The sequence below is a fragment of the Paraburkholderia sp. D15 genome, assembly GCF_029910215.1.
In the GTDB taxonomy this organism is placed as follows: domain Bacteria; phylum Pseudomonadota; class Gammaproteobacteria; order Burkholderiales; family Burkholderiaceae; genus Paraburkholderia.
On the sequence record NZ_CP110395.1, the window covers coordinates 1,210,497 to 1,232,718 of the forward strand.

Here is a 22,222-nt window from a genome sequence, read left to right on the forward strand (position 1 = left end):
TCGATCGTTGCGTCACGTCTTACCGTGCGCGGCCTCGCGCGGCTGCCGTCTTCCTCGACTGTCCTCTTTTGGCTGTTTCGTCTGCTTTGTCTGCTCTGACCGTTCCGTCCATTTACGGACCCCGACGGCCGGGCTCGCGGCCCGCGTCCGTTCAATCAAGCGAGACCCTCCATGAAAGCATCGGACCTGTTCGTCAAATCGCTGGAAGCCGAAGGTGTCGAGTACGTGTTCGGCATCCCCGGTGAAGAAAATCTCGATCTGCTCGAATCGCTGCGCCGCTCGAAAATCCGTCTGATCCTCACGCGCCACGAGCAGGCGGCCGGTTTCATGGCCGCCACCTATGGGCGGCTGACCGGCCGCACCGGCGTCTGTCTGGCCACGCTCGGCCCCGGCGCGACCAACTTCGTGACCGCCGCCGCTTACGCGCAGCTCGGCGGCATGCCGATGCTGATGGTCACCGGCCAGAAGCCGATCAAGTCGAGCAAGCAGGGCCATTTCCAGATCGTCGACGTGGTGCGGATGATGGAGCCGCTGACCAAGTACACGCGCCAGATCGTCTCGATCGGCAATATTCCGGCGGCCGTGCGCGAGGCGGTGCGCCAGGCCGAGGAGGAGCGCCCCGGCGCCACCCACCTCGAATTGCCCGAGGACGTCGCGCACGAGGAGGGCGACGGCAAGCCGATTCCGAAGAGCTACAGCCGCCGTCCGGTGGCGGAGGAAAAAGCGGTCGCGCGCGCGGTCGAGGCCATCATGCAGGCGAAGCATCCGCTGCTGATGATCGGCGCGGGCGGCAACCGCAAGACCACCACCAAAATGCTGCGCGAGTTCGTCGACCAGACCGGCATTCCATTTTTCACCACGCAGATGGGCAAGGGCGTGATCGACGAATCGCATCCGATGTGGCTCGGCAACGCGACGCTATCGGATGGCGACTTCGTGCACCGTGCGATCGACCACGCCGACTGCATCATCAACGTCGGCCACGACGTGATCGAGAAGCCGCCGTTTTTCATGCGCAGCGGCGACGCGGGTGAAAAGACCGTGATTCACGTGAATTTTCTCGGCGCGGAAGTGGATACCGTGTACTTCCCGCAGATCGAGGTGGTCGGCGATATCGCCAATGCGGTCTGGCAACTGAAGGAAAGCCTCAAGGTGCGCCAGGAGCATTGGGACTTCACGCGCTTCAAGGAGATCAAGGAACACTTCGAGGCGCATCTGGCGAAGGGTCAGCACGACGACCGTTTCCCGATGTACCCGGTGCGGATCGTCAACGACGTGTACGAATCGACGCCGGTGGACGGCATCGTGTGTCTGGACAACGGCATGTACAAGATCTGGTTCGCCCGCTATTACCGCGCGCACGAGCCGAATTCGCTGCTGCTCGACAACGCGCTGGCGTCGATGGGCGCGGGCTTGCCGTCGGCGATCGCGACGAAGATCGTGCACCCGGACCGCAAGGTGATGGCCGTATGCGGCGATGGCGGCTTCATGATGAATTCGCAGGAACTGGAAACGGCGGTGCGTCTGAAGCTGGATCTGGTGGTCCTGATTCTGCGCGACGACGCGTTCGGCATGATCCGCTGGAAGCAGGAAAACATGAATTTCCCCGACTACGGCATGACGCTTGCGAATCCGGATTTCGTCGCGTATGCGCAGAGCTACGGCGCGAAGGGGCATCGGGTCGAAACGGCGGCGGAGTTCGCGCCGCTGCTGCGCGAGTGTTTCGTCACGCCGGGCGTGCACGTGATCGACGTGCCGGTCGACTATTCGGACAACGAGCGCGTGCTCAATCGCGAGATCAAACGCCTGAGCGCGCAGCTTTGAGCGGCGCAACCCACGTCAGACACCGGAACCCGCAGAACCAGGAGAGTGCGTCATGTTGAACAAAACCTACCCGTACTACCTCGCGAACGAAGCGGTCGCGGCGAATACCGATCTCGAAGTCACCGACAAATTCAGCGGCGAAGTGGCGACCCGCGTGGCGATGGCCGACGCGGCCGCGATCGACCGCGCGATCGGCGCCGCCGTCGACGCGATGCCGGCGCTGCGCGCGTTCCCGCCGTTCAAGCGCCAGGCGGTGCTGGAGCACTGCGTGAAACGCTTTCGCGAGCGTTACGACGAGCTGGCGCTCGCGCTGTGCATCGAGGCGGGCAAGCCGATCAACGACTCGAAAGGCGAAGTCACGCGGCTGATCGACACCTTCAAGGTGGCCGCCGAGGAGGCGGTGCGCATCGACGGGGAAATCGTCAATCTGGAGATTTCGCCGCGCGCGAAGGGCTATCACGGCTACGTGAAGCGCGTGCCGATCGGCCCGTGCTCGTTCATTTCGCCGTTCAATTTTCCGCTCAACCTGACCGCGCACAAGGTCGCGCCGGCCATCGCGGCGGGCGTGCCGTTCGTGCTGAAGCCCGCGAGCCGCACGCCGGTCGGCGCGTTGATCATGGGCGAGATTCTCGCGGAAACCGATCTGCCGAAGGGCGCGTTCTCGATCCTGCCCGCGCATCGCGACGGCGCCGATCTGTTCACCACCGACGAGCGCTTCAAACTGTTGTCCTTCACCGGCTCGCCGGCGGTGGGCTGGGAGCTGAAGAAAAAAGCCGGCAAGAAGAAGGTGATTCTGGAGTTGGGCGGCAACGCGGCGGCGATCGTCGACGGCGATCAGGGCGGCAAGCTCGACTACGTGGTCGAGCGGCTCGCGTTCGGCGCGTTCTATCAGTCGGGGCAGAGCTGCATCGGCGTGCAGCGGATTCTGGTGCACGCGAGCCTCTATGACGCGCTGCGCGAAAAGCTGATCGCGAAGACGAAGTCGCTGGTGATGGGCGATCCGAAGGACGAAAAGACCTTCGTGGGGCCGATGATCTCGGAATCGGAGTCGCGACGCCTCGCCGGCTGGATGGACGCCGCCGTGCAGGCGGGCGCGAAGATCGTCGCGGGCGGCAAGGTGGACGGCGCGATGTTCGAGGCCACGCTGCTCGAGGGCGTGCGGCGCGATACCGATCTGTATCGCAAGGAGGCGTTCGGGCCGGTGGCGATTCTCGAACCGTTCGACCATTTCGACGCGGCGCTCGCCACCGTCAACGACAGCGATTTCGGCCTGCAGGCGGGCGTGTTCACCGATTCGCTCGCGCATGCGCATCGCGCGTGGGACGAACTCGACGTGGGCGGCGTGGTGATCAACGACGTGCCGTCGTTCCGCGTCGACAACATGCCGTACGGCGGCGTGAAGGACTCGGGCCTCGGCCGCGAGGGCGTGCGCTACGCGATCGAGGACATGACCGAAATGCGCCTGATGGTGATGCGCGAGACGTGGTGAGCGGGCTGTCACGCAACTGTCTTCTGTGCAAACTACGCTCGCCAGCACGGCGCGGCGGTGTGTCGTCGGCGCAGCGCCGCGCCGCCGCGACGCTGCGCGGCTTTCGCGGGCGTAAGCAGAAAGCCGCCGGATGCGCCATGAGTGTTTTTGCTGAAGTGCTACAATACCGGCCTTTCCGGCGGGTGTTTCCGCCGGCCGGAGCCGGTCGCATTTTCCTGCAATACCAACGGGTCCCGTGCGGAACGCCGTGGCTCCGCCTTCATCACGATGCCCTCCGCGGTTCCGACCGCTGCCGCGCGCACGCGCCAAGCGCATTTTTAGCGAAAGCCAAGCCACCATGTCCGACACAGCCGTCACGCCCAGCACTGCGACCTTCGATCAATTCGGCCTCGCGCCCGACATTCTGAGGGCCGTCAAGGAATCGGGCTACACCACGCCCACGCCGATCCAGGCGCAGGCGATTCCGGTCGTGCTGGCCGGCCGCGACGTGATGGGCGCCGCGCAAACGGGCACCGGCAAGACCGCGAGCTTCTCGCTGCCGATCATCCAGCGTCTGCTGGCGCACGCCAGCACGAGCGCTTCGCCGGCGCGCCATCCGGTGCGCGCGCTGATCCTCACGCCGACCCGCGAACTCGCCGACCAGGTCGCCGCCAACGTGCAGTCGTACGCGAAGCACACGGCGCTGCGCAGCGCCGTGGTGTTCGGCGGCGTGGACATGAACCCGCAATCCGACCAGTTGCGCCGCGGCGTCGAGATTCTGATCGCCACGCCGGGCCGTCTGCTCGATCACGTGCAGCAGAAAACCGCGAATCTGGGCCAGGTGCAGATTCTGGTGCTCGACGAAGCCGACCGCATGCTCGACATGGGCTTCCTGCCGGACCTGCAGCGCATCCTGAATCTGCTGCCGAAGGAACGCCAGACGCTGCTGTTCTCGGCCACGTTTTCCGGTGAAATCAAGAAGCTTGCCGCCACGTATCTGCGCAACCCGCAGACCATCGAAGTCGCGCGCAGCAATTCCACCGCGACCAACGTGACGCAGATCGTCTACGAAGTCGCGGAAGGCGACAAGACCGGCGCGGTCGTGCAACTGATCCGCGAGCGCAGCCTCAAGCAGGTGATCGTGTTCTGCAACAGCAAGATCGGCGCGAGCCGTCTCGCGCGCAGCCTGGAACGCGACGGCGTGGTCGCCACCGCGATTCACGGCGACCGTTCGCAGAACGAGCGGATGCAGGCGCTGGACGCGTTCAAGCGCGGCGAGATCGAAGCGCTGGTGGCCACCGACGTCGCCGCGCGCGGTCTGGATATCGCCGAACTGCCGGCCGTGATCAACTTCGACCTGCCGTTCAATGCGGAAGACTATGTGCACCGCATCGGCCGTACCGGCCGCGCGGGTGCGTCGGGCGACGCGCTGTCGCTGTGCAGCCCGAACGAGCGCAAGCAACTGGCGGACATCGAGAAGCTGATCAAGCGTCCGCTGGACGTGCAGCGTTTGACCGTGGATGCGCCGGTGCGCCATCACCACGAAGATCGCCCGCCGCGTCGCGAACGCAGCGAGGGGCGGGACGGACGTGATGGCCGCGATGGTCGTGACGAGCGTGGCGCTCGCCGGCGTTCGGGTCCGGGATCGTCGGGTTCGTTCGACCGTCCGCATCATCACCGCGCGCAGCCGATCGACGATTTCTTCCTGAAGCCGTACGAGCCTTCGCCGGCTTCGGTTCGCAAGGTTGAAGAGGCGGCGGCTTCGTCCAGCGCCGCGCCGCAGAAGTCGGGCTCGAAGCAGCCGCTCGCGGCCTTGCTGGGTGGCTTCGGCATGCCGCGGAAGTCGACTTCGTCTTCCTGAATTGAGGGTTGTTGAGGTTTGTCGGGCGGCGCTGTTGGCGCCGCTTTTTTGTTGGCGGCGCATTTTTTCGCCGTGCTTTTTTCTTCGCGACGCTTTTCCGCTTCGGTTTCTGCTTCGGTTTTCGCTTCGTTTTTTGCGTTATGCCCCGCCGATCTTCATCCGCTTCGCCCACGCGGCGGTAGCGGCGGCGTAGAAGCCGTCCAGCGTTTGCTTTGAGGCCGTGGCGCTGCCACTTGTGCCTTCGCTCCCGCTTCCCACATCCAGCCCAAGATGCCGCGCGGCCGCGTTCAACGCGTCGAGCGGCTTTTCCTTATCCAGCGCCGTCGCGCCGTTCTGCTTGCTGAGCTTTTCGCCCAGCGCGTTCGTCACCACGGGCACATGCAGATAAGCCGGCGTCGGCACACCGAGGCAACGCTGCAGATAAATCTGCCGGGCCGTCGAATCCATCAGGTCCACGCCGCGCACGATGTGCGTGATGCGCTCGTCCGCGTCGTCGACCACGACCGCGAGTTGATAGGCCCATTGGTCATCCGCGCGGCGCAGCACGAAATCGCCGACCTCGGTGGCCAGGTTCTGCATCTGAGCGCCTTGCCAGCGGTCCTGAAAATGGACGATGGCCGCGTCGCCGTCCGGCACGCGCAGACGCCACGCGCGCGCGGTCTTGCCGTGCAGGCCGTCGCGGCAGGTGCCGGGGTAGGCGAGGGTCGTGTTGCGGGCGTGCGCGTTCAGCAGCGAGTCGGCGATCTCCTTGCGCGTGCAGCCGCATGGATAGATCGACCCGGTCGACTTCAGTTGTTCCAGCGCCTGTTGATAGCGCGCCATGCGGTGGCTTTGCCAGACGGGCGGCTCGTCCGCGTGCATGCCGAAATGGGCGAGCGTCGCGAGGATGTCGTCGGCGGCGCCCGGCACCGTGCGCGGCGCGTCGATATCCTCGATGCGCACCAGCCACGTGCCGCGATGCGCGCGCGCGTCGAGCCAACTGGCGAGCGCGCTGACGAGCGAGCCGAAATGCAGCGGCCCGGTGGGTGAAGGCGCGAAGCGGCCGCGATAGGCGGTCATGGCGGCGATGGATGTGATGGCAGTGATGGCAGCGATTGCAGTGATGGCCGTCCCGAGGCAAACGGGCCGCCGCAACGCGCCTCGTTCATCATGCGGCGTGCGCGGCCTTGCTGTCCGGATGGCACGCCGGACACGTCTTGCCCGCCACGTAAAACGGCGACTGCTGTGCCTCGGGCGGCACCACCGCGCGGCATCCGAAGCACTGCACGGTCGCGGTAGGCTCCAGCTGCGGATTCAGCGCGGTGCGGTAGTCGAACACGAAGCAGTCGCCGTGATAATGCGCACCGCCCACTTCCTCGAAGTACTTCAGGATGCCGCCTTCGAGCTGGTACACGTTCTCGATACCCACTTCCTTCATGTGGATCGCAGCCTTCTCGCAGCGAATCCCGCCCGTGCAGAACGACACGACCGTCTTGCCTTCGAGATCGGCGCGATTCTGCTCGATCACTTCGGGGAATTCGCTGAACTTCGCAATGCGGTAGTCGAGCGCGTCGTCGAACGTGCCGACGTCGACTTCGAATGCGTTGCGCGTGTCCAGCATGACGACCGGGCGGCCCTCGTCGTCATGGCCGCGGTCCAGCCACTGCTTGAGCGTGGGTGCGTCGACGAACGGCGCGCGGCCCAGTTCCGGACGGATCGCCGGCTTCTTCATCGTGATGATTTCGCGCTTGAGCTTGACCAGCATGCGCGTGAACGGCTGCTTGTCCGACAGGCTTTCCTTGAACTGCAGCGTGGCGAACTTGCCCTCGAACAGCGGATCGTGGCGGATGTAGTCGATGAACGCGTCCGTGGCTTCGCGCGGGCCGGCGACGAACAGGTTGATGCCTTCCGGCGCGAGCAGCACGGTGCCGCGCAGACCGAGCGCATTGCAGCGGTCGGTGACGAACGGGCGCCAGGCGGCGGTGTCTTCGATGGTCGCGAAGTGATACGCGGCGAGGTTGACGATACTCATGGGTGTCCAGCGGTAAAAGTGGCCGACGGACTGAATGCCGACGGCCGGATCGCACGTGGCGCGGCCACGTCGAATTGGGCGAAACCCCTATTATCCCTCAAGCCGCCGGTTTCCCCGACCTGGCCGAATGGCCAGGTATTTGCGATAGCTCAAGGCGGGGGCGAACCGGCGTCGATCGTTGGGCGTGAGCGGCAGCGGTCCGGGCGGTTTCGCGCCGGGTCGGGCGACGCGAAGCGCGCACCGCGTCGACGTCGAGATGACTTGCCGAATGGTTAAAACAGCCATGGACCCAGCGTGTTAGGGCCGCTCGTGCCGGCGTCCTAAGCCGGATGGCCAACGCGCCGTTTTGGCCTGAAAACTCCGGGAGGGTGGAGTTACAATGTCGCCCATGTCAGATCCCCGCTTCGTTCATCTCCGCGTTCACTCCGAATTCTCGATTGCCGACGGCATCGTGCGTCTTGACGACATCGTCAAGGCCGCTGCCAAGGACGGCCAGGGCGCGCTCGCCCTCACCGATCTCGGCAACGCGTTCGGCCTCGTCCGTTTCTACAAGGAAGCCCGTGGCAAAGGGGTCAAACCCATTGCCGGCTGCGACGTCTGGATCACCAATCCGGACGACCGCGACAAACCTTCCCGTCTGCTCCTGCTGGTCAAGGACGGGCGCGGTTACCTGAATCTGTGCGAACTGCTCAGCAAGGCCTCGCTCACGAACCAGTATCGCGGCCGCGCGGAAGTCGAGGCCGGCTGGCTCGAATCCGGTCTCGGCGAAGGGTTGCTCGCGGTGTCGGGCGCGCAGCAAGGCGACATCGGCCTCGCGTTCGCGGCAGGTAACGAGGAGGCGGCGAGGCGCAATGCGCTGCATTGGGCGAAGGTGTTTCCGGGCGGCTTCTACATCGAGTTGCAGCGCTGCGGTCAGCCGGGCGGCGAACAATACGTGCAGCAGGCGGTTGCGCTCGCGGCGGCGCTGAAACTGCCGGTGGTCGCCACGCACCCCATGCAGTTCATGACGCCGGACGACTTCACCGCCCACGAAGCGCGCGTGTGTATTTCCGAAGGCGACATTCTCGCGAATCCGCGCCGCTCGAAGCGTTTCACGTCGGAGCAGTATTTCCGCAGCCAGGAGGAAATGGCCGCGTTGTTCGCGGATATTCCGTCGGCGCTCGCCAATACGGTCGAAATCGCCAAACGCTGCAATCTGACGCTCGAACTCGGCAAGCCGAAGCTGCCGCTGTTCCCCACGCCGGACGGCATGTCGCTCGACGACTATCTGGTGCAACTGTCGAAAGAGGGCCTGGAAAAGCGGCTCGAACAGTTGTACCCGGACGCGGCCGAACGCGACGCGCAGCGCGCCACGTACTACGCGCGCCTCGAATTCGAGTGCGGCACGATCATCAAGATGGGCTTTCCGGGCTACTTCCTGATCGTTGCGGACTTCATCAACTGGGCCAAGAACAACGGCGTGCCGGTGGGCCCGGGGCGGGGCTCGGGCGCCGGTTCGCTGGTCGCGTACGCGCTCGGCGTGACCGACCTCGATCCGCTGCGCTACAACCTGCTGTTCGAACGGTTCCTGAATCCGGAACGGGTGTCGATGCCCGACTTCGACATCGACTTCTGCCAGCACGGCCGCGACCGCGTGATCCAGTACGTGAAGGAAAAGTACGGCGCGGACGCGGTGTCGCAGATCGCCACCTTCGGCACGATGGCGGCCAAGGCGGCGGTGCGCGACATCGGCCGGGTGCTCGATCTCGGCTACATGTTCACGGACGGCATCGCCAAGCTGATTCCGTTCAAGCCGGGCAAGCACGTGACCATCGCCGACGCGATGAAGGAAGAGCCGCTGTTGCAGGAACGCTTCGACAACGAAGACGAAGTGCATCAGCTGCTCGAACTCGCGCAGCGCGTGGAAGGGCTCACGCGTAACGTCGGCATGCACGCGGGCGGCGTGTTGATCGCGCCGGGCAAGCTGACCGACTTCTGCCCGCTCTACACGCAGGGCGACGAAAGCGGCGTGGTGAGCCAGTACGACAAGGACGACGTGGAAGCCGTCGGCCTCGTGAAGTTCGACTTTCTGGGTCTCACCACGCTGACCATTCTCGATTGGGCCGAGCGCTATATCCGCCGTCTCGATCCGTCGAAGCAGGACTGGTCGCTCGCGCAGGTGCCGCTGGACGACGCCGCGTCGTTCTCGATCCTGAAGAAAGCGAATACGGTCGCCGTGTTCCAGCTGGAAAGCCGCGGCATGCAGGGCATGCTGAAAGACGCGCAGCCTGACCGCTTCGAGGACATCATCGCGCTGGTCGCGTTGTACCGTCCGGGCCCAATGGACCTGATCCCGAGCTTCTGCGCGCGTAAGCACGGCCGCGAAGTGGTCGAGTATCCGGACCCGCGCGTCGAACCTGTTCTGAAAGAGACCTACGGCATCATGGTCTACCAGGAGCAGGTGATGCAGATGGCGCAGATCATCGGCGGTTACTCGCTGGGCGGCGCCGACTTGCTGCGCCGCGCGATGGGTAAGAAGAAGGCCGAGGAAATGGCCCAGCATCGCGAGCTGTTCCGCCAGGGCGCCGCGAAGAACGGGCTGACCGGCGAGAAGGCCGACGAAATCTTCGACTTGATGGAGAAGTTCGCGGGCTACGGCTTCAACAAGTCGCACGCGGCCGCGTACGCGCTGCTCGCGTATCACACGGCCTGGCTGAAGGCGCACCATCCGGCGGAATTCATGGCGGCGAATATGTCGCTCGCCATGGACGACACGGACAAGGTCAAGATCCTGTTCGAGGACTGCCTCACGAACAAGATGGCGGTGCTGCCGCCGGACGTCAATCTGTCCGCGTACCGTTTCGAACCGGTCGCCGAGCCGGACGGCAAGCGCTCGAAAACGATCCGCTATGGTCTCGGCGCGATCAAGGGCAGCGGTCAGAACGCGATCGAGGAAATCCTGCGCGCGCGCGAAGAGGGTCCGTTTATCGACATCTTCGATTTCTGCAACCGCGTCGACCGCCGTATCGTCAATCGCCGCACGGTCGAGGCGTTGATCCGCGCGGGCGCGTTCGACGCCCTGCATGCGAACCGCGCGCAACTGATCGCCTCGGTGTCGCTGGCCATGGAGGCGGCCGAGCAGGCGAGCGCCAACGCGCTGCAAGCCGGTCTGTTCGACATGGGCGACGCGCCGTCGCAAGGTCATGAACTGGTCGACGAGCCCGAGTGGCCGGAAAAGAAAAAGCTGCAGGAAGAGAAGGCCGCCTTGGGCTTCTACCTGTCGGGCCATCTGTTCGACGCGTACAAGAACGAAGTGCGCCGCTTCGTGCGCCAGAAAATCGGCGAATTGAAGGAAGGGCGCGACAAGCTGGTCGCCGGCGTGATCGCTTCGCTGCGCACCCAGATGACCCAGCGCGGCAAGATGCTGATCGCGCTGCTCGACGACGGCACCGGCCAGTGCGAAGTGACGGTCTTCAACGAAACATTCGAGGCGCACAAGCAACTGTTCAAGGAAGACGAACTACTGGTCGTCCAAGGGCAGGCGCGCAACGACGCGTTCACCGGCGGCATCCGCTTCACTGTCGAAACGGTGATGGATCTCGGCCGGGCACGCTGCCGCTATGCGGATGCCGTGAAGGTGCAGATGAACGGCAATGCGGATGCGTCGGCGTTGCGGCGCGTGCTCGAAGCGCATAGCGCGGGCAAGGACGAATCGGCAGCCGCGCCGGCGCCGGCCGCTTCCGGGCGTGGCGGCAATGGCGGTGGCCGTAACGGTGGCGGCGGTTATGGCGGCGACAACGGCCGTCAGCGTCAGCCGGTGCATATCCCGAACGGGCTGGCGGTGCAGGTGGTGTACCGCAGCGAGAACGCGCAAGGCGAAATGCGCCTGGGCGACGCGTGGCGCGTGAAGCCGACCGACGAACTGCTCGCGGCGTTGCGCGGCGAGTTCGCGGGCAGCTCGATCGAGATCGTTTATCAATAAGTCGAGGGTAGGGCGTGCCGCGCGCGGCACGCCGTTTCAACGCTGCGGCTAGCGCCGAGCCTTGTCGCCCAGCAGCCCCAGCTTCAGAAACCGGTAATACACCGTCTCCGCGTTGAACAACGCGATCATGAAGCCCGCCCGGCCATCCAGAAAACCGCGCCGCAGCAGATAAGTGCGCACGAAGGCCCACGTGCCGCGCCCCAGCGCCTTGCGGAAACCGCCGCGTTTGCCCGCGGCGTGACGTTGCTTCGCGCCGGCGCTCGAATACGAATCGAGTTTGCGCAGCACGCTCTCGAAGTCTTCGTACGAGTAGTGCATCAACTTGCCGGCGAGCCGTTGCGCCGGCGTGTCGAACACCAGCCGCTCGTGCACGAGGTCGTCGGAGAAACGCGCGGCGCCGCGCTTGAACAGACGCGGAATCCAGTCCGGATACCAGCCGCTGTGATGAATCCAGTGGCCGCAGAAACTGGACAGACGGTCCACCGCGTAGATGTCGGCGGTGGGGGCGAGCAAGGTCGCGCGGATCGATTCCGCCAGTTCGGGCGAGACGATTTCGTCGGCGTCGAGCGAGAGAATCCAGCTCGTCGAGAGCGCATCGACCGCGCGGTTCTTTTGCGGGCCGAAGCCTGGCCAGTCGGTTTCCTCGATCACGCGGGCGCCGTGCGCGCGGGCGATGTCGGCGGTGCCGTCGGTGCTGCCGCCGTCGATCACGACGATCTGATCGGCGAACGACACCGCCTGCAGGCATTCGGCCAGTCGTGCCGCCGCGTTTTTGGTGATGATGGCGACGCCGAGGGTGGTTGCTTGCATGCGTGAATCGAACCGGAAGCGAAGGGTGAAAAAGGGACGAGCGGATACCGCCATCGAGGCGACGCGCCAGTATACACAGCCCATCCGTCCCCGCCCCCAGCCGTTACGCGCAAGCGTTTACAATGCATGTCTTTGATCTTGCGCGCGGCGGATATTCCGTCCACCGCGTTGCCGCCGTCCCGCATTCCCAGAGGATTCCTTGAGCGCGAAGCCATCGTTAAGCAAACCCATCGGTGCAGGTGAGGCGTCGTCGCCCGCCGTCGTTTTCCGGCGCTTGTGGCCGTATATCAAGCCGCTGATCTGGGTCGTCATCGGCGCGGTCGTCGCCATGGCCGTGAGCGCCAGCACCGACGCGCTGATTCCCGCGTTGCTCAAGCCGCTGCTGGACAAAGGCTTCGGCGCGCATGCCAGCGACAAGGCCAAATGGTTCGTGCCGGTCGCGGTGATCGGCCTCGCGCTGATCCGCGGCTTGTCGCAATACGCGTCAGGCTATCTGCTCGCCTACGTGTCGAACCGGATCCTGCTCGAACTGCGGCTGAAAATGTTCAACCGCATGATTCACACGAGCGTCGCGTTTTTCCAGCGGGAAACCGCGAGCACGGTGATCAACGCGATCGTCTTCGAGGTGAATCAGATCCTCAACGTGCTGCTGAGCGTGATGGTCACGCTGGTGCGCGATTCGCTGACCGTGGTGTTCCTGCTCGGCTATCTGTTCTATCTGAACTGGCGCCTGACGCTGATCGTCGCGGTGCTGCTGCCGGGCATCGGCTGGCTGGTCGGCAAGATCAACCGCCGGCTGCGGCGTCTGAACCGCGAGCATCAGTTGCTGACCAACGAGCTGTCGTACATCGTCGAGGAGACGGTGGGCGGCTACAAGGTCGTCAAGGTGCACAACGGCGAGCAGTACGAGATCGACCGCTTTACGTCGATGAGCAAGCGTCTGCGCGGCTACGCGATGCGGATGACCGTTTCCGGCGGCCTCGCGCAGCCGCTCACGCAGTTTCTCGCGTCGATCGCGCTGGCTGTCGTGATCACGATCGCGGTGGTGCAGTCGTCGTCGGATCAGACCACGGTCGGCGGTTTCGTCGCGTTCGTCACGTCGATGCTGCTGATCATTTCGCCGCTCAAGCATCTGATGGACGTGAACCAGCCGCTGCAACGCGGGATGACCGCGTGCGAGCTGATCTTCGGTCTGATCGACGAACCGTCCGAGCCGGAAGGCGGCGGCAAGCCGCTCGAGCGCGCGCGCGGCGAAGTCGAGTTCCGCGAGGTGTCGTTCAGCTACGGCAGCAGTGCGACGCATAACCGGCACACGCTGGATTCCGTGTCGTTCAAGGTCGCGCCGGGCGAAATGGTCGCGCTGGCCGGTCCGTCGGGCAGCGGCAAGACCACGCTGGTGAACCTGCTGCCGCGTTTCTTCGACACGACCGGCGGCGAGATTCTGGTCGATGGCGTGTCGTTGCCGGAATACGATCTGCACGCGCTGCGCAGCCAGATCGCGATGGTGAGCCAGGACGTCGTGCTGTTCAACGACACGGTGGCGAACAACGTCGCCTATGGGCAGACCGCGCAGCCGGAGAAGGTGGAAGCGGCGCTACGCGCGGCCAATCTGTGGGATACCGTCGCGGCCATGCCGAACGGCATCGACACGCTGGTCGGCGACAACGGGTTGATGCTGTCGGGCGGCCAGCGCCAACGTCTGGCCATCGCGCGTGCGATCTATAAAGACGCGCCGATCCTGATTCTCGACGAGGCAACCTCGGCGCTGGATTCTGAATCGGAGCGCCACGTGCAGGCCGCGCTGGAAACGCTGATGAAGGGGCGCACGACGCTGGTCATCGCGCACCGGCTGTCCACCATCGAGCGCGCGAACCGGATTCTGGTGATGGAAGCGGGGCGGATCGTCGAAAGCGGCAGCCACCGCGAACTGCTGAATCAGAACGGCCTGTACGCCAACCTGCACCGCATCCAGTTTCAGCAGGATGCGGCGTAAGGCGGCGTAGCGGTTCCGCTTCCCGCCAACTGTTGCTGGATCGCGCTCATCACGTCGGCGGGCGCGATCTCGTCGACATCGCCGGTACTCTGAATGCCGATCGAGCGGCACGCGCCGGTGAGCCGCAGATAAGGCGGCTCGCGGTCCGAAAATAGCGAAACGCTCGGCGTCGGCGTGGAATGGGCGACGTGCATCAAGCCGCCGTCCGCGCCCACGAAAAGGCGCGCCTGCGCCGCCACTTCGCGCGATTGCAGCAGGGTGAGTTGTGCGACGCAGGAACTGAGTTTCAGCGTCGCGAAACTGCGCTTCGACAACGCCTGCGCCGTGTCCAGTCCGTTATCCGAGCCGAGCAGCACGACGTGCTTCGGCATGGCCGGGTCGCTGGAACGGTCGATCATCTCCAGCACGTCGCCCCAATGCCCGTAGGTGCGGTTCGCGTCGAGCCCGCCGACGGCTAGCGCGAGAAAGGGCGCGTCCGGCACGAACGGACGCACCGATTCGCGGGTGGCCGGCTTTGTCGCGAGATACGGCTTGCTGATCGCGACGATGTTCGCATCCGTGTAGCCCAGCGCGAACGCGCGATTGACCGCCGCGTAGCTGAACGTGGTCTGGTTGCGGTCCGGGCCGTAGAAATACTGGAACAGACAGATATACGGCAGGTGCCGGAAGTGCCGGGCTTTCAGCTTGATCGACGGCAGGTTGAATTCCGACATCACGATCGCGTCGTACTGGCGGCCGGCCAGTTGCTGCAAGTCGGCGTAGACGTGCTGGAACACGTCGTCTTCCTCGAACAGTTTCTGCAGGTTCGGCAGCGTGAACAGGTCGATATCGAAGCCGCGGCCTTTGAGCAGCGCGCGGCCGGACATGTCCATCGTCGCGTCGCCGAAATTACGCTTGCCGGTGTAGATCCAGAGCAGCCGTTTCGTATTCGCGGCGTTCGCGAGTTCGAGGCGCCGTTGCCCGCGCAATCTGAGCAATCCGTACTTGTGCAGGTATTTCTTGACGATCTTCGCGCGCGACTGCTTGCGCAGAAATACGTCGGGCTCGTGCGCGACGCCGGGGTAGGGGATGCGGGTGGAGCGCTCGACCGCCGTGTCCACGATGCGCTTCAACGGGGCGGGCGCACTGCGGTAAAGCGCGCACATCAATCGGTTCATTGCTCGACGCTGGAAAAATTCTGGGGCTTGCCGCCGGCCCGGTGCGGGCCCGGCGCTGTGGTCGGGCGTATGGTACCAGTACACCGCAGCCGCGCCGATCGTCGTGACGGCGCGCAAACGAACGTCGTTCCGCGCGAGCCTCGCCGCGCCCGTCCGCGACGGCCGCCGGCGCATGCGGACGGCCCCGGCCGATTCGTCGGATCAGGACTTGACCCGGTACAATGGCGGGTCGCCACACGGGGGCGAGCGCTCGTCGCTCAAGGTGCGTCGTATCGATTACGAGCCACGTTCACGAGACATGGCGGGATCGGCACGCCGGCCCTTGCCGATTCTCGATCGATTCTCGATCGCGCCACGTTCGCTCTCCGCGCTCCCGGGCCGCGCACTTCCCATCAATGAGATTCGTCGCCGCGTCATGTTCAGTATCCTGATTCCGAGCTGGAACAATCTGCCGTATCTGAAGCTGTGTATCGACAGCGTCCGCCGCCATTCGGCGTTCGATCACGAGATCATCGTGCACGTCAACGACGGCAGCGACGGCACGCTCGACTGGGTGCGCGAGCAGGGCATCCGTCATACGTGGAGCAAGGGCAACGTCGGCGTGTGTCTCGCGCTGAACGACGTGGCGCGCCTCGCCACGCGCGACTGGATCCTGTTCCTGAACGACGACATGTTCTGCACGCCGGGCTGGGATCTTGGTTTCGAGGCCAACCTGCGCGCGCTCGGTCACTCGTGCGCGTATCTGTCCACGGTGCTGATCGAGCCGACCGATACCGGCAACGCCAACGTCACGGCGGCCAATTTCGGCACCGGCCCCGAGAATTTCGACGAAGCGGGTCTGCTCGAATTCGCCGCGTCGCTGCAGGCGTCCGATCGCGACGGCGTCGCGCTGCAGCCCATGCTGATCAGCCGCCAGTTGTGGCATACCGTGGGCGGCTACAGCATCGAGTTCGGCCCCGGCATGAGCAGCGACGACGATTTTCTGATGAAGCTGTGGCTGGTCGGTTGCCGCACGTTCCGCTCGGTGGGCGCGAGCCGCATCTATCACTTCGGCACCAAGTCGACCGGTCGCATCCGCCGCAATCGGGGCGGTCGCGAGTTCCTGATGAAGTGGGGCATTTCGCAACGCGATTTCACGCGCGACTTTATCCGTCGCAGCGCCGGCGCCGCGCCCGGCTCGTTGCCCAACGTGCCGCGCGCGCCGTTCAAGAGCCGCTTCAAGCGCGTGCTGTACGCGCTCGGCCGCTATCCGTTCGAGGATCTGGAAGGCTGGGAACCCGATCTGCCCGCCAAACTCACGTTGAACAAACCGTTCGGCGGCACGGCAAAAGACTAGACCGCGCGCGAGCCGCCCCGCGCCGCCGTCAAGCCGCGCGATCCGTTTGCACGAGCCATCACCACGGAATTCATTCGATGTTCTCAATCATCATCCCGACCTGGAACAACCTGCCTTATCTGCGTCTCGTGATCGAGAGCCTGCGGCGTCATTCCACGCACGCCCACCAGATCATCGTGCACGTCAACGACGGCTCGGACGGCACGCTGGCCTGGGTGCGCGAAGAGGGCATCGAGCACACCGCGTCGCCGGGCAACATCGGCATCTGCCACGCGGTCAACATCGCGGCGGCGCGCGCCACGCGCGACTACATCGTCTACATGAACGACGACATGTACTGCTGCCCGGGTTGGGACGACGCGCTCGTCAAACGGCTCGCGCAGATGCCCGCGGACAATCTCTTCATGCTGTCGGGCACGATGGTCGAGCCGGTCGATTCCGGCAACCCGTGCGTGGTGGTGCGCAACTTCGGCCGCGACGTGGAGAATTTCCGCGCCGACGAACTGGTCGCCGCGACGCCGCAACTGCTGCGCGCGGACTGGCGCGGCGCGACGTGGCCGCCCACGCTCGTGCATCGCGACTGGTGGTTCAAGCTCGGCGGCTACAGCAGTGAACTGAGCCCCGGCATGAGCAGCGACAACGATTTTTCGATGAAGCTGTGGGACGCCGGTTGCCGCGTGTTTCTCGGCGTCGGCGACAGTCTCGTGTATCACTTCCAGCAGAAGAGCACCGGCAAGATCGTGAAGAACGACGGGCGCCGCCAGTTCCTCAACAAGTGGGGCATGACGCAGGCCACCTTCGACCGGTATTTCCTGCGGCGCGGCAGCGCGGTGGAAGGTGGACTCGCGGTCGGCGAGCCGCAGCGAAGCGGCCGCTTGCGTCGCGCGCTGCTGAAGTCGCGGATCAAACGCGCGTTCAGCTAATGCGGTGAGCGCACGCGTTCAGCCGGCGTGTTCGGCCACGGTGGTCGACCGGGGTGGCCAACGCCATGCCCGTGTCCCGGCCATTCAGGGGCTAGCCGACGCGTTCGCATTCGCCCGCACTCCCGCTGCCGGCGCGGCATCCGCACGTTAGCTCTGCATCTACACGCCGCCCGTCACCAGCGGCAACACCGTCAAATCCGGGTGCGTGCCGTCGACGATGCTGCGGCCCACATGCACGCCTTCGTGAATCGCTTCGTCGTCGCTGGCGAAGCTTTCTTCGCCATCCGCGTGGAAGGGCACCGCGTGGCCCGGAATCGCCGGATTGGCGCCGGGGTGGCACACGTAGCCGACGTACGTGTAGCGGTCTGTCGCGCCGCCGGCCGACGGTGCGGCCGGGTGCGTCGTCATCTGCGCCGACCGGCCGCTTTCGCCGGGCGGATGCGCGACGAAGGCCGCCACGTGAATCTCGAAACCCTCGTACGCCACACTCTGCCAGGGCAAGGTTTGATCGGCCATGGCCGCCTCCTTCACGATCGCGTCTGTCAAAAGTCTAGGCGATTCCGCAAGCCCGCGTTGTCCGCGCCCGCTCCCCCGTCGGATAGAATGACGCGCCTTGCACCCAACCCGACTCTCGCTCATGTGGTTCAAAAACCTTCAGTTGCACCGTCTTCCCGCTCCGTGGTCCGTCACGCCCGAACAGATGCAGAAATGGCTCGCGCCGTACGCATTCGCCCCCGGCAATAGCGTCGAGATGCAGAGCCACGGCTGGGCGTCGCCGCGCGACGACGACTCGCTGGTGTATGCGCTCAATGGCCAGTTGCTGCTGAGCTTTCGCACGGAAAAGAAATTGCTGCCGGCCTCGGTGGTCACGCAGGTGACCAAGGCGCGCGCCGCCGAACTCGAGGAACAGCAGGGCTTCAAACCCGGCCGCAAGCAGATGCGCGAACTCAAGGAGCAGGTCACCGACGAACTGCTGCCGCGCGCCTTCAGCATCCGCCGCGATACGCGCGTGTGGATCGATTGCAGGAACGGCTGGCTGGTGATCGACGCGGCTTCGCAGGCGGTCGCCGACGAAGTGCGCGGTCTGCTGGTGAAATCGATCGATCAGTTGCCGCTCGGCACGGTGCGCGTCGCGCAATCGCCGGTTGCGGCGATGACCGACTGGCTGCTTTCCGGTGAAGGCCCCGCGGGCTTCACGCTCGACCAGGACACCGAGCTGCGTTCGCCGACCGAAGGCAACGCGACCGTGCGCTACGTCGGCCATACGCTCGACGCGGAAGACATGCGCCGTCATATCGAAGCCGGCAAGCAATGCATGCGGCTCGCGATGACGTGGAACGACCGCGTGTCGTTCGTGCTGACGCCGTCGCTGGTGATCAAGCGCATCGCGCCGCTCGACGTGCTGAAGGAAGCGAGCGACCCGACCGCGCAGAACGACGACGAGCGTTTCGATTCGGATGTCGCGCTGATGACCGCCGAGCTCGACCGCATGCTGTGCGATCTGCTCGACGCGCTTGGCGGCGAACAGGACGATCTGCAGATGCCGCAGCCCGTCGCGGCCTGACTGTTCGATGACCTGAGCATCTGAGCATCTGAACGTCTGAGCATTTGATGAGCATCTAGCCTCTGATTAAGCCGGATTTGGCCTGTCTGAATCCGGCTTAATAAAATTTACCCTTCATGTCCCGGCCGTCACACTGCTTGCGCTGACGGTGCATGCCGCCAGGAGCATTCCGTTCCATCGACGCGCGCCGGGTCTGTCAATGTGTCAGTCACTCCGTTCATGCCGGCCGCGTCACTCCGACCAGGACCCGACATGAAAATTGCCCACTCCATTTCCTCGATCGCGCTGCGTGTGGCTGGCATCGCGTGCGTGACCTGCGCGGCGGCCGTATCGACGCCGGGCGTCGCCGGCGCGACCGGCATGCCGTACCCGTCGACCCCGTTACCCGGCTATGCGCAGGACGAACTGCAGCGGATCGTCGATGCCGCGACCGGTTCGATGCCGCAGGCGCGGCAGCCCGAGCCGGCGTCGAAGTTTGAAACGGAAGAAGGGCAGAGCGTGGTGACGCCGCAGCGCGAAGAGGCCGAACCGCAGGCCTCGACCTATCGCGACGAGCGTCCATCGAAATCGCGCCGCCGCAAACGGCACCATTACGTCTGAGCTGTAGGTGAAGCGATGCGCGGCAGGACGATGCGCGGCACACGCCACGAACCGGCGTCGTAACGCAGCGTGCCGTGCAGCCGCCTCCGTCCGCCCGCGTTGAGCGACCCGCCGCCGTTGCCGCGAATATGATTAAGATGGCGATCAGTAGCGCGCATCCGTCACGGAGAGCTGCCGATGGTTCGTCTGGTCATGATCCTGCTGGGCGTCGATTACCTGCGCACGCGCTGGCGTTCGTTGCAGACGGTCGGCTGGGTGAGCGTGGCGCTCGGCGTGGTGGTGTTCGTCGATGCGCTCGACAACGCGCTGTATTTCCCGATCACGCCTTTTGCGTTGCTGCTGCTGCTCGAAGGGCTCGCGACGCTCGCGGTCGCATGGACCGGCATGGGCGGCCAGCGCACGCTGCGCTACGTGAAGGGCTTCGCATTCTGCTGCGCGGCGTTGCTGATTCTCGTCGGCAAGCACGGCAACTTCATTCTGTCGATGATCTTCGGCACGCTGTTTCTCGCCGATGGCCTGTTGCAGATCGTGTCGGCCAGAGTGGTCCGCTATCGCACGTGGCGGCTGGCGATGATCGGCGGCGGCATCGAGATCGCATTGGCGATTTTTTTCTATCAGCCGTATCCGACGCACTATGCCGGGACCGTGCCGTATTGCCTGGGGCTCGGCTTGATCTTCGGCGGCTGGAACATGATCTTGCTGAGCACGCGCGTGCGGCGGCTCGTGTCGAATCCGGCGGTGGGTGGACGGGGTGCGGCGGATAACGTCGCGAGCGAGGCGGCCGACGCGAATGACGCGGCCCGCAACGCCGAAGCCGCGAACCGCGGCGCGACCCCGAGCACGGCGACTGCTGCAATATCGCCCGCACCATCCCCCGCACGCTCCATCCGCGAATGGGACGGCCCGCCCGCTGCCGACGAAGCCGCGTTGACCGTGCACATCTGGACGCCGGTCGGCTCGGCGAAGGGCGAAGCGCGGCGTCAGTTGATCGTCGACCGCTATATCGCGGCAGTGGATCGCAACGGCGTGATCTCGACCGGCCATGCCGCGCTCGAATCGCCCGAGGGCGTCTACATCAGTCTGTATCCCGGCGTGGAGATCGATCGGTCGCCGGACGATTTCGCGCGCCTGCTACGCGCCACGCGCGAGAACGACGTGCCGGGGCTGTTCCAGCCCGACTACCCGACGGAAGCGCAGGCGTGGTGCCCGTCGACGGTTCAGGTGCGCATCCGCAATTACGATCCGGCGAGTCTGCGCCGCTTCTGGGATACGTATCGTCAGGACACCACGTACAACCTCACGTATCGCAACTGTTCGAGCAGCGTATCGCGGGCGCTGGAGGCGGCGATCGAGGGCGCGTCGGCGCGCGTGTGGGGCGAGCAGGGCGGATGGCGGCCGTTTCTGCGCGTGCTCGCCACGCCGGAGTTGTGGGTCGCGGCGCAGCTGCGCAAACGCGCCGCGACGATGGCGTGGACGCCGGGCCTTACGCTCGATTACGCGCGGGCGCTCAGCATGCTGGCCGATCCGCGTCCGTCGGGCTGGGTCAAGATGGCGCGCCTCGCGGTGCGGCGGATGATGCGCTCGCGACGGCGGTGGCGTGAAGAAGCACGGCATGCGCCGGCGTCCCATGATGCCGCGCGGCGCGTGGGCGGCGATACCGCGCGCGAATGAAGCGCTTCGCCAGCGGGAGACATGGATAGCCGGGAGGCAAGGCCGGGATGCGGGGCCGAGGTGGAAAGCCGTCGCTTTTCCGCGCGTTTTCGCGGCAAGACAGGCGCGCGCTGCCCAACATCGACGATGAAGAAAAAACGGTATTCGCATCAACGGCTTGGGGCTTTTGCCGGATAGTTATCCCCAGGCTTGCAAACAAAATCTGGGGATAAGTTTCGATGGACGCGTTGCCCGCGACGGCACTTAAGGCACGGTAACGCTAGACGGCTATCCACTCGCCGCCGGCGCACCGGACCGCGAGGCCGCACAAGCGCCCGAGCGATTCGCGAACAGCCTCGCGCCCGCCATCGCACCTCGCCAGGTAAACGCAACCGCATCAAGCACTTGCCCCGGTTGCTGGAAGCTTATCCACAAGCTTGCGAACAGTTTCTGTTGATAACTGCCTCGTCCGAAGCGCACCATCGATCCACTCGCCAACGTGCGCATCGCCACAGAAATCCGCCCGCCGGCAGCCTAAAGTTTTCCTGAAATCTGCCGACATGCACTGAACTCGCGTCGACTTCGTTTCACCCCGTTGTCGACCTCATTTTCAAACCGTGAACCGTTGCCGGCGCGCCGCGCCGAACCTGAACAGCATGATCTCCCGCACTCTGGCCGTCCTGTCGGCGGCCGTTCTTCTGGCATTACCGGCCACGTCGACCCTGCGCGCCGCGCCGGCCGAGCTTGCCGCGATCGCGGTCAGCCTGACGGTGCAGGAAACCTGTCTCGTGCAATCCGCCGATGCAGCGATCAGCCAGGCCAATCAGCCGGTGGTGTCCTGTCTGCACGGCGCGCCGTTCGAAATCACCCAGGTCGGCCTCGACCCGGCGACATCGGGCGCTGGCGCAAATTCGAACGCGTCGAACGCAGCCAACGCCGCGAACCCGGCCAACGCGACGAACGCATCGCGCGGCGCCGCGCAGCCGGTCGCATTCGTCGCGTCGCGCGACGCCCAGCAGACGGTCTGGACGGTCAATTTCTAATTTCTGGTTTGTCTCGACGAG

General features: G+C 65.1%; 16 protein-coding genes. 11 read left to right on the forward strand and 5 right to left on the reverse strand.

Features of this window, described 5'->3' with window-relative positions; translation table 11 throughout:
* The first annotated feature begins 171 nt into the window (after positions 1-171).
* The 3 genes from LFL96_RS05285 to LFL96_RS05295 all read left to right on the forward strand — a co-directional run bounded on the left by LFL96_RS05285 (position 172) and on the right by LFL96_RS05295 (position 5,153).
* Positions 172-1,824, forward strand: coding sequence for an acetolactate synthase large subunit (locus LFL96_RS05285; RefSeq protein WP_280998827.1), 1,653 nt, complete (start codon positions 172-174; stop codon positions 1,822-1,824).
* 52 nt (positions 1,825-1,876) lie between these two features.
* On the forward strand, positions 1,877-3,313 hold the full coding sequence (locus tag LFL96_RS05290; RefSeq protein ID WP_280998829.1) for an aldehyde dehydrogenase family protein: 1,437 nt from the start codon (positions 1,877-1,879) through the stop codon (positions 3,311-3,313).
* 337 nt (positions 3,314-3,650) lie between these two features.
* Positions 3,651-5,153 carry a DEAD/DEAH box helicase gene (locus LFL96_RS05295; RefSeq protein WP_280998831.1) on the forward strand — a complete coding sequence of 501 codons (1,503 nt, stop codon included), beginning with the start codon at positions 3,651-3,653 and terminating at the stop codon, positions 5,151-5,153.
* Between the two features lie 138 nt (positions 5,154-5,291).
* On the opposite strand, the gene gluQRS is transcribed toward LFL96_RS05295, so the two are convergent.
* Positions 5,292-6,212: a tRNA glutamyl-Q(34) synthetase GluQRS gene (gene gluQRS / locus LFL96_RS05300; protein WP_280998833.1), complete on the reverse strand. Its 921-nt coding sequence runs from the start codon at positions 6,210-6,212 to the stop codon at positions 5,292-5,294.
* Positions 6,213-6,300: 88 nt separating this feature from the next.
* Positions 6,301-7,164, reverse strand: a complete 864-nt coding sequence (locus LFL96_RS05305; protein ID WP_280998835.1) for a sulfurtransferase — start codon at positions 7,162-7,164, stop codon at positions 6,301-6,303.
* A 379-nt stretch (positions 7,165-7,543) separates the two neighbouring features.
* On the opposite strand from LFL96_RS05305, the gene dnaE reads away from it, so the two are divergent.
* The gene (dnaE, locus tag LFL96_RS05310) at positions 7,544-11,125 is read left to right on the forward strand and encodes a DNA polymerase III subunit alpha (RefSeq protein WP_280998837.1); all 3,582 of its coding nucleotides are present in this window, start codon (positions 7,544-7,546) and stop codon (positions 11,123-11,125) included.
* 48 nt (positions 11,126-11,173) lie between these two features.
* Here the strand turns inward: dnaE and LFL96_RS05315 are convergent, their stop codons facing one another.
* Positions 11,174-11,935 carry a glycosyltransferase family 2 protein gene (locus LFL96_RS05315; protein ID WP_280998839.1) on the reverse strand — a complete coding sequence of 254 codons (762 nt, stop codon included), beginning with the start codon at positions 11,933-11,935 and terminating at the stop codon, positions 11,174-11,176.
* A 199-nt stretch (positions 11,936-12,134) separates the two neighbouring features.
* Between LFL96_RS05315 and msbA the strand changes: the two genes are divergently transcribed.
* A complete protein-coding gene (gene msbA, locus LFL96_RS05320; RefSeq protein ID WP_280998841.1) occupies positions 12,135-13,928 on the forward strand; it encodes a lipid A export permease/ATP-binding protein MsbA in 1,794 nt (597 codons plus the stop codon).
* On the opposite strand, the gene LFL96_RS05325 is transcribed toward msbA, so the two are convergent.
* The gene (locus LFL96_RS05325; protein ID WP_280998843.1) at positions 13,910-15,085 is read right to left on the reverse strand and encodes a glycosyltransferase family 9 protein; all 1,176 of its coding nucleotides are present in this window, start codon (positions 15,083-15,085) and stop codon (positions 13,910-13,912) included. The two genes, msbA and LFL96_RS05325, sit on opposite strands and share 19 nt — an antisense overlap.
* 415 nt (positions 15,086-15,500) lie before the next feature.
* Here LFL96_RS05325 and LFL96_RS05330 point away from each other — a divergent pair, with 415 nt between their 5' ends.
* Complete coding sequence (locus tag LFL96_RS05330; protein ID WP_280998845.1) at positions 15,501-16,421, forward strand: glycosyltransferase; 921 nt, start codon at positions 15,501-15,503, stop codon at positions 16,419-16,421.
* Between the two features lie 77 nt (positions 16,422-16,498).
* On the forward strand, positions 16,499-17,344 hold the full coding sequence (locus LFL96_RS05335; RefSeq protein WP_280998846.1) for a glycosyltransferase family A protein: 846 nt from the start codon (positions 16,499-16,501) through the stop codon (positions 17,342-17,344).
* 159 nt (positions 17,345-17,503) lie between these two features.
* On the opposite strand, the gene LFL96_RS05340 is transcribed toward LFL96_RS05335, so the two are convergent.
* Positions 17,504-17,860: a hypothetical protein gene (locus LFL96_RS05340; protein WP_280998847.1), complete on the reverse strand. Its 357-nt coding sequence runs from the start codon at positions 17,858-17,860 to the stop codon at positions 17,504-17,506.
* Between the two features lie 121 nt (positions 17,861-17,981).
* Here LFL96_RS05340 and LFL96_RS05345 point away from each other — a divergent pair, with 121 nt between their 5' ends.
* The 4 genes from LFL96_RS05345 (at position 17,982) to LFL96_RS05360 (ending at position 22,201) form a co-directional block, all read left to right on the forward strand.
* The gene (locus tag LFL96_RS05345) at positions 17,982-18,908 is read left to right on the forward strand and encodes a recombination-associated protein RdgC (RefSeq protein ID WP_280998848.1); all 927 of its coding nucleotides are present in this window, start codon (positions 17,982-17,984) and stop codon (positions 18,906-18,908) included.
* A gap of 252 nt (positions 18,909-19,160) precedes the next feature.
* Complete coding sequence (locus LFL96_RS05350) at positions 19,161-19,508, forward strand: hypothetical protein (protein WP_280998849.1); 348 nt, start codon at positions 19,161-19,163, stop codon at positions 19,506-19,508.
* Positions 19,509-19,685: 177 nt separating this feature from the next.
* A complete protein-coding gene (locus LFL96_RS05355) occupies positions 19,686-21,179 on the forward strand; it encodes a DUF308 domain-containing protein (RefSeq protein WP_280998850.1) in 1,494 nt (497 codons plus the stop codon).
* Between the two features lie 635 nt (positions 21,180-21,814).
* Positions 21,815-22,201: a hypothetical protein gene (locus tag LFL96_RS05360; protein ID WP_280998851.1), complete on the forward strand. Its 387-nt coding sequence runs from the start codon at positions 21,815-21,817 to the stop codon at positions 22,199-22,201.
* Positions 22,202-22,222 lie beyond the last annotated feature (21 nt).

What these genes read in the sequence shown, in the direction of transcription:
- LFL96_RS05335 (WP_280998846.1), top strand. Translation starts at nt 16,499, where the DNA reads ATGTTCTCAATCATCATCCCGACCTGGAACAACCTGCCTTATCTGCGT.
- LFL96_RS05295 (WP_280998831.1), top strand. Translation starts at nt 3,651, where the DNA reads ATGTCCGACACAGCCGTCACGCCCAGCACTGCGACCTTCGATCAATTC.
- LFL96_RS05285 (WP_280998827.1), top strand. Translation starts at nt 172, where the DNA reads ATGAAAGCATCGGACCTGTTCGTCAAATCGCTGGAAGCCGAAGGTGTC.
- LFL96_RS05305 (WP_280998835.1), bottom strand. Translation starts at nt 7,164, where the DNA reads ATGAGTATCGTCAACCTCGCCGCGTATCACTTCGCGACCATCGAAGAC.
- LFL96_RS05350 (WP_280998849.1), top strand. Translation starts at nt 19,161, where the DNA reads ATGAAAATTGCCCACTCCATTTCCTCGATCGCGCTGCGTGTGGCTGGC.
- dnaE (WP_280998837.1), top strand. Translation starts at nt 7,544, where the DNA reads ATGTCGCCCATGTCAGATCCCCGCTTCGTTCATCTCCGCGTTCACTCC.
- LFL96_RS05360 (WP_280998851.1), top strand. Translation starts at nt 21,815, where the DNA reads ATGATCTCCCGCACTCTGGCCGTCCTGTCGGCGGCCGTTCTTCTGGCA.
- LFL96_RS05315 (WP_280998839.1), bottom strand. Translation starts at nt 11,935, where the DNA reads ATGCAAGCAACCACCCTCGGCGTCGCCATCATCACCAAAAACGCGGCG.
- LFL96_RS05325 (WP_280998843.1), bottom strand. Translation starts at nt 15,085, where the DNA reads ATGAACCGATTGATGTGCGCGCTTTACCGCAGTGCGCCCGCCCCGTTG.
- gluQRS (WP_280998833.1), bottom strand. Translation starts at nt 6,212, where the DNA reads ATGACCGCCTATCGCGGCCGCTTCGCGCCTTCACCCACCGGGCCGCTG.
- LFL96_RS05290 (WP_280998829.1), top strand. Translation starts at nt 1,877, where the DNA reads ATGTTGAACAAAACCTACCCGTACTACCTCGCGAACGAAGCGGTCGCG.
- LFL96_RS05345 (WP_280998848.1), top strand. Translation starts at nt 17,982, where the DNA reads ATGTGGTTCAAAAACCTTCAGTTGCACCGTCTTCCCGCTCCGTGGTCC.
- LFL96_RS05330 (WP_280998845.1), top strand. Translation starts at nt 15,501, where the DNA reads ATGTTCAGTATCCTGATTCCGAGCTGGAACAATCTGCCGTATCTGAAG.
- LFL96_RS05355 (WP_280998850.1), top strand. Translation starts at nt 19,686, where the DNA reads ATGGTTCGTCTGGTCATGATCCTGCTGGGCGTCGATTACCTGCGCACG.
- LFL96_RS05340 (WP_280998847.1), bottom strand. Translation starts at nt 17,860, where the DNA reads ATGGCCGATCAAACCTTGCCCTGGCAGAGTGTGGCGTACGAGGGTTTC.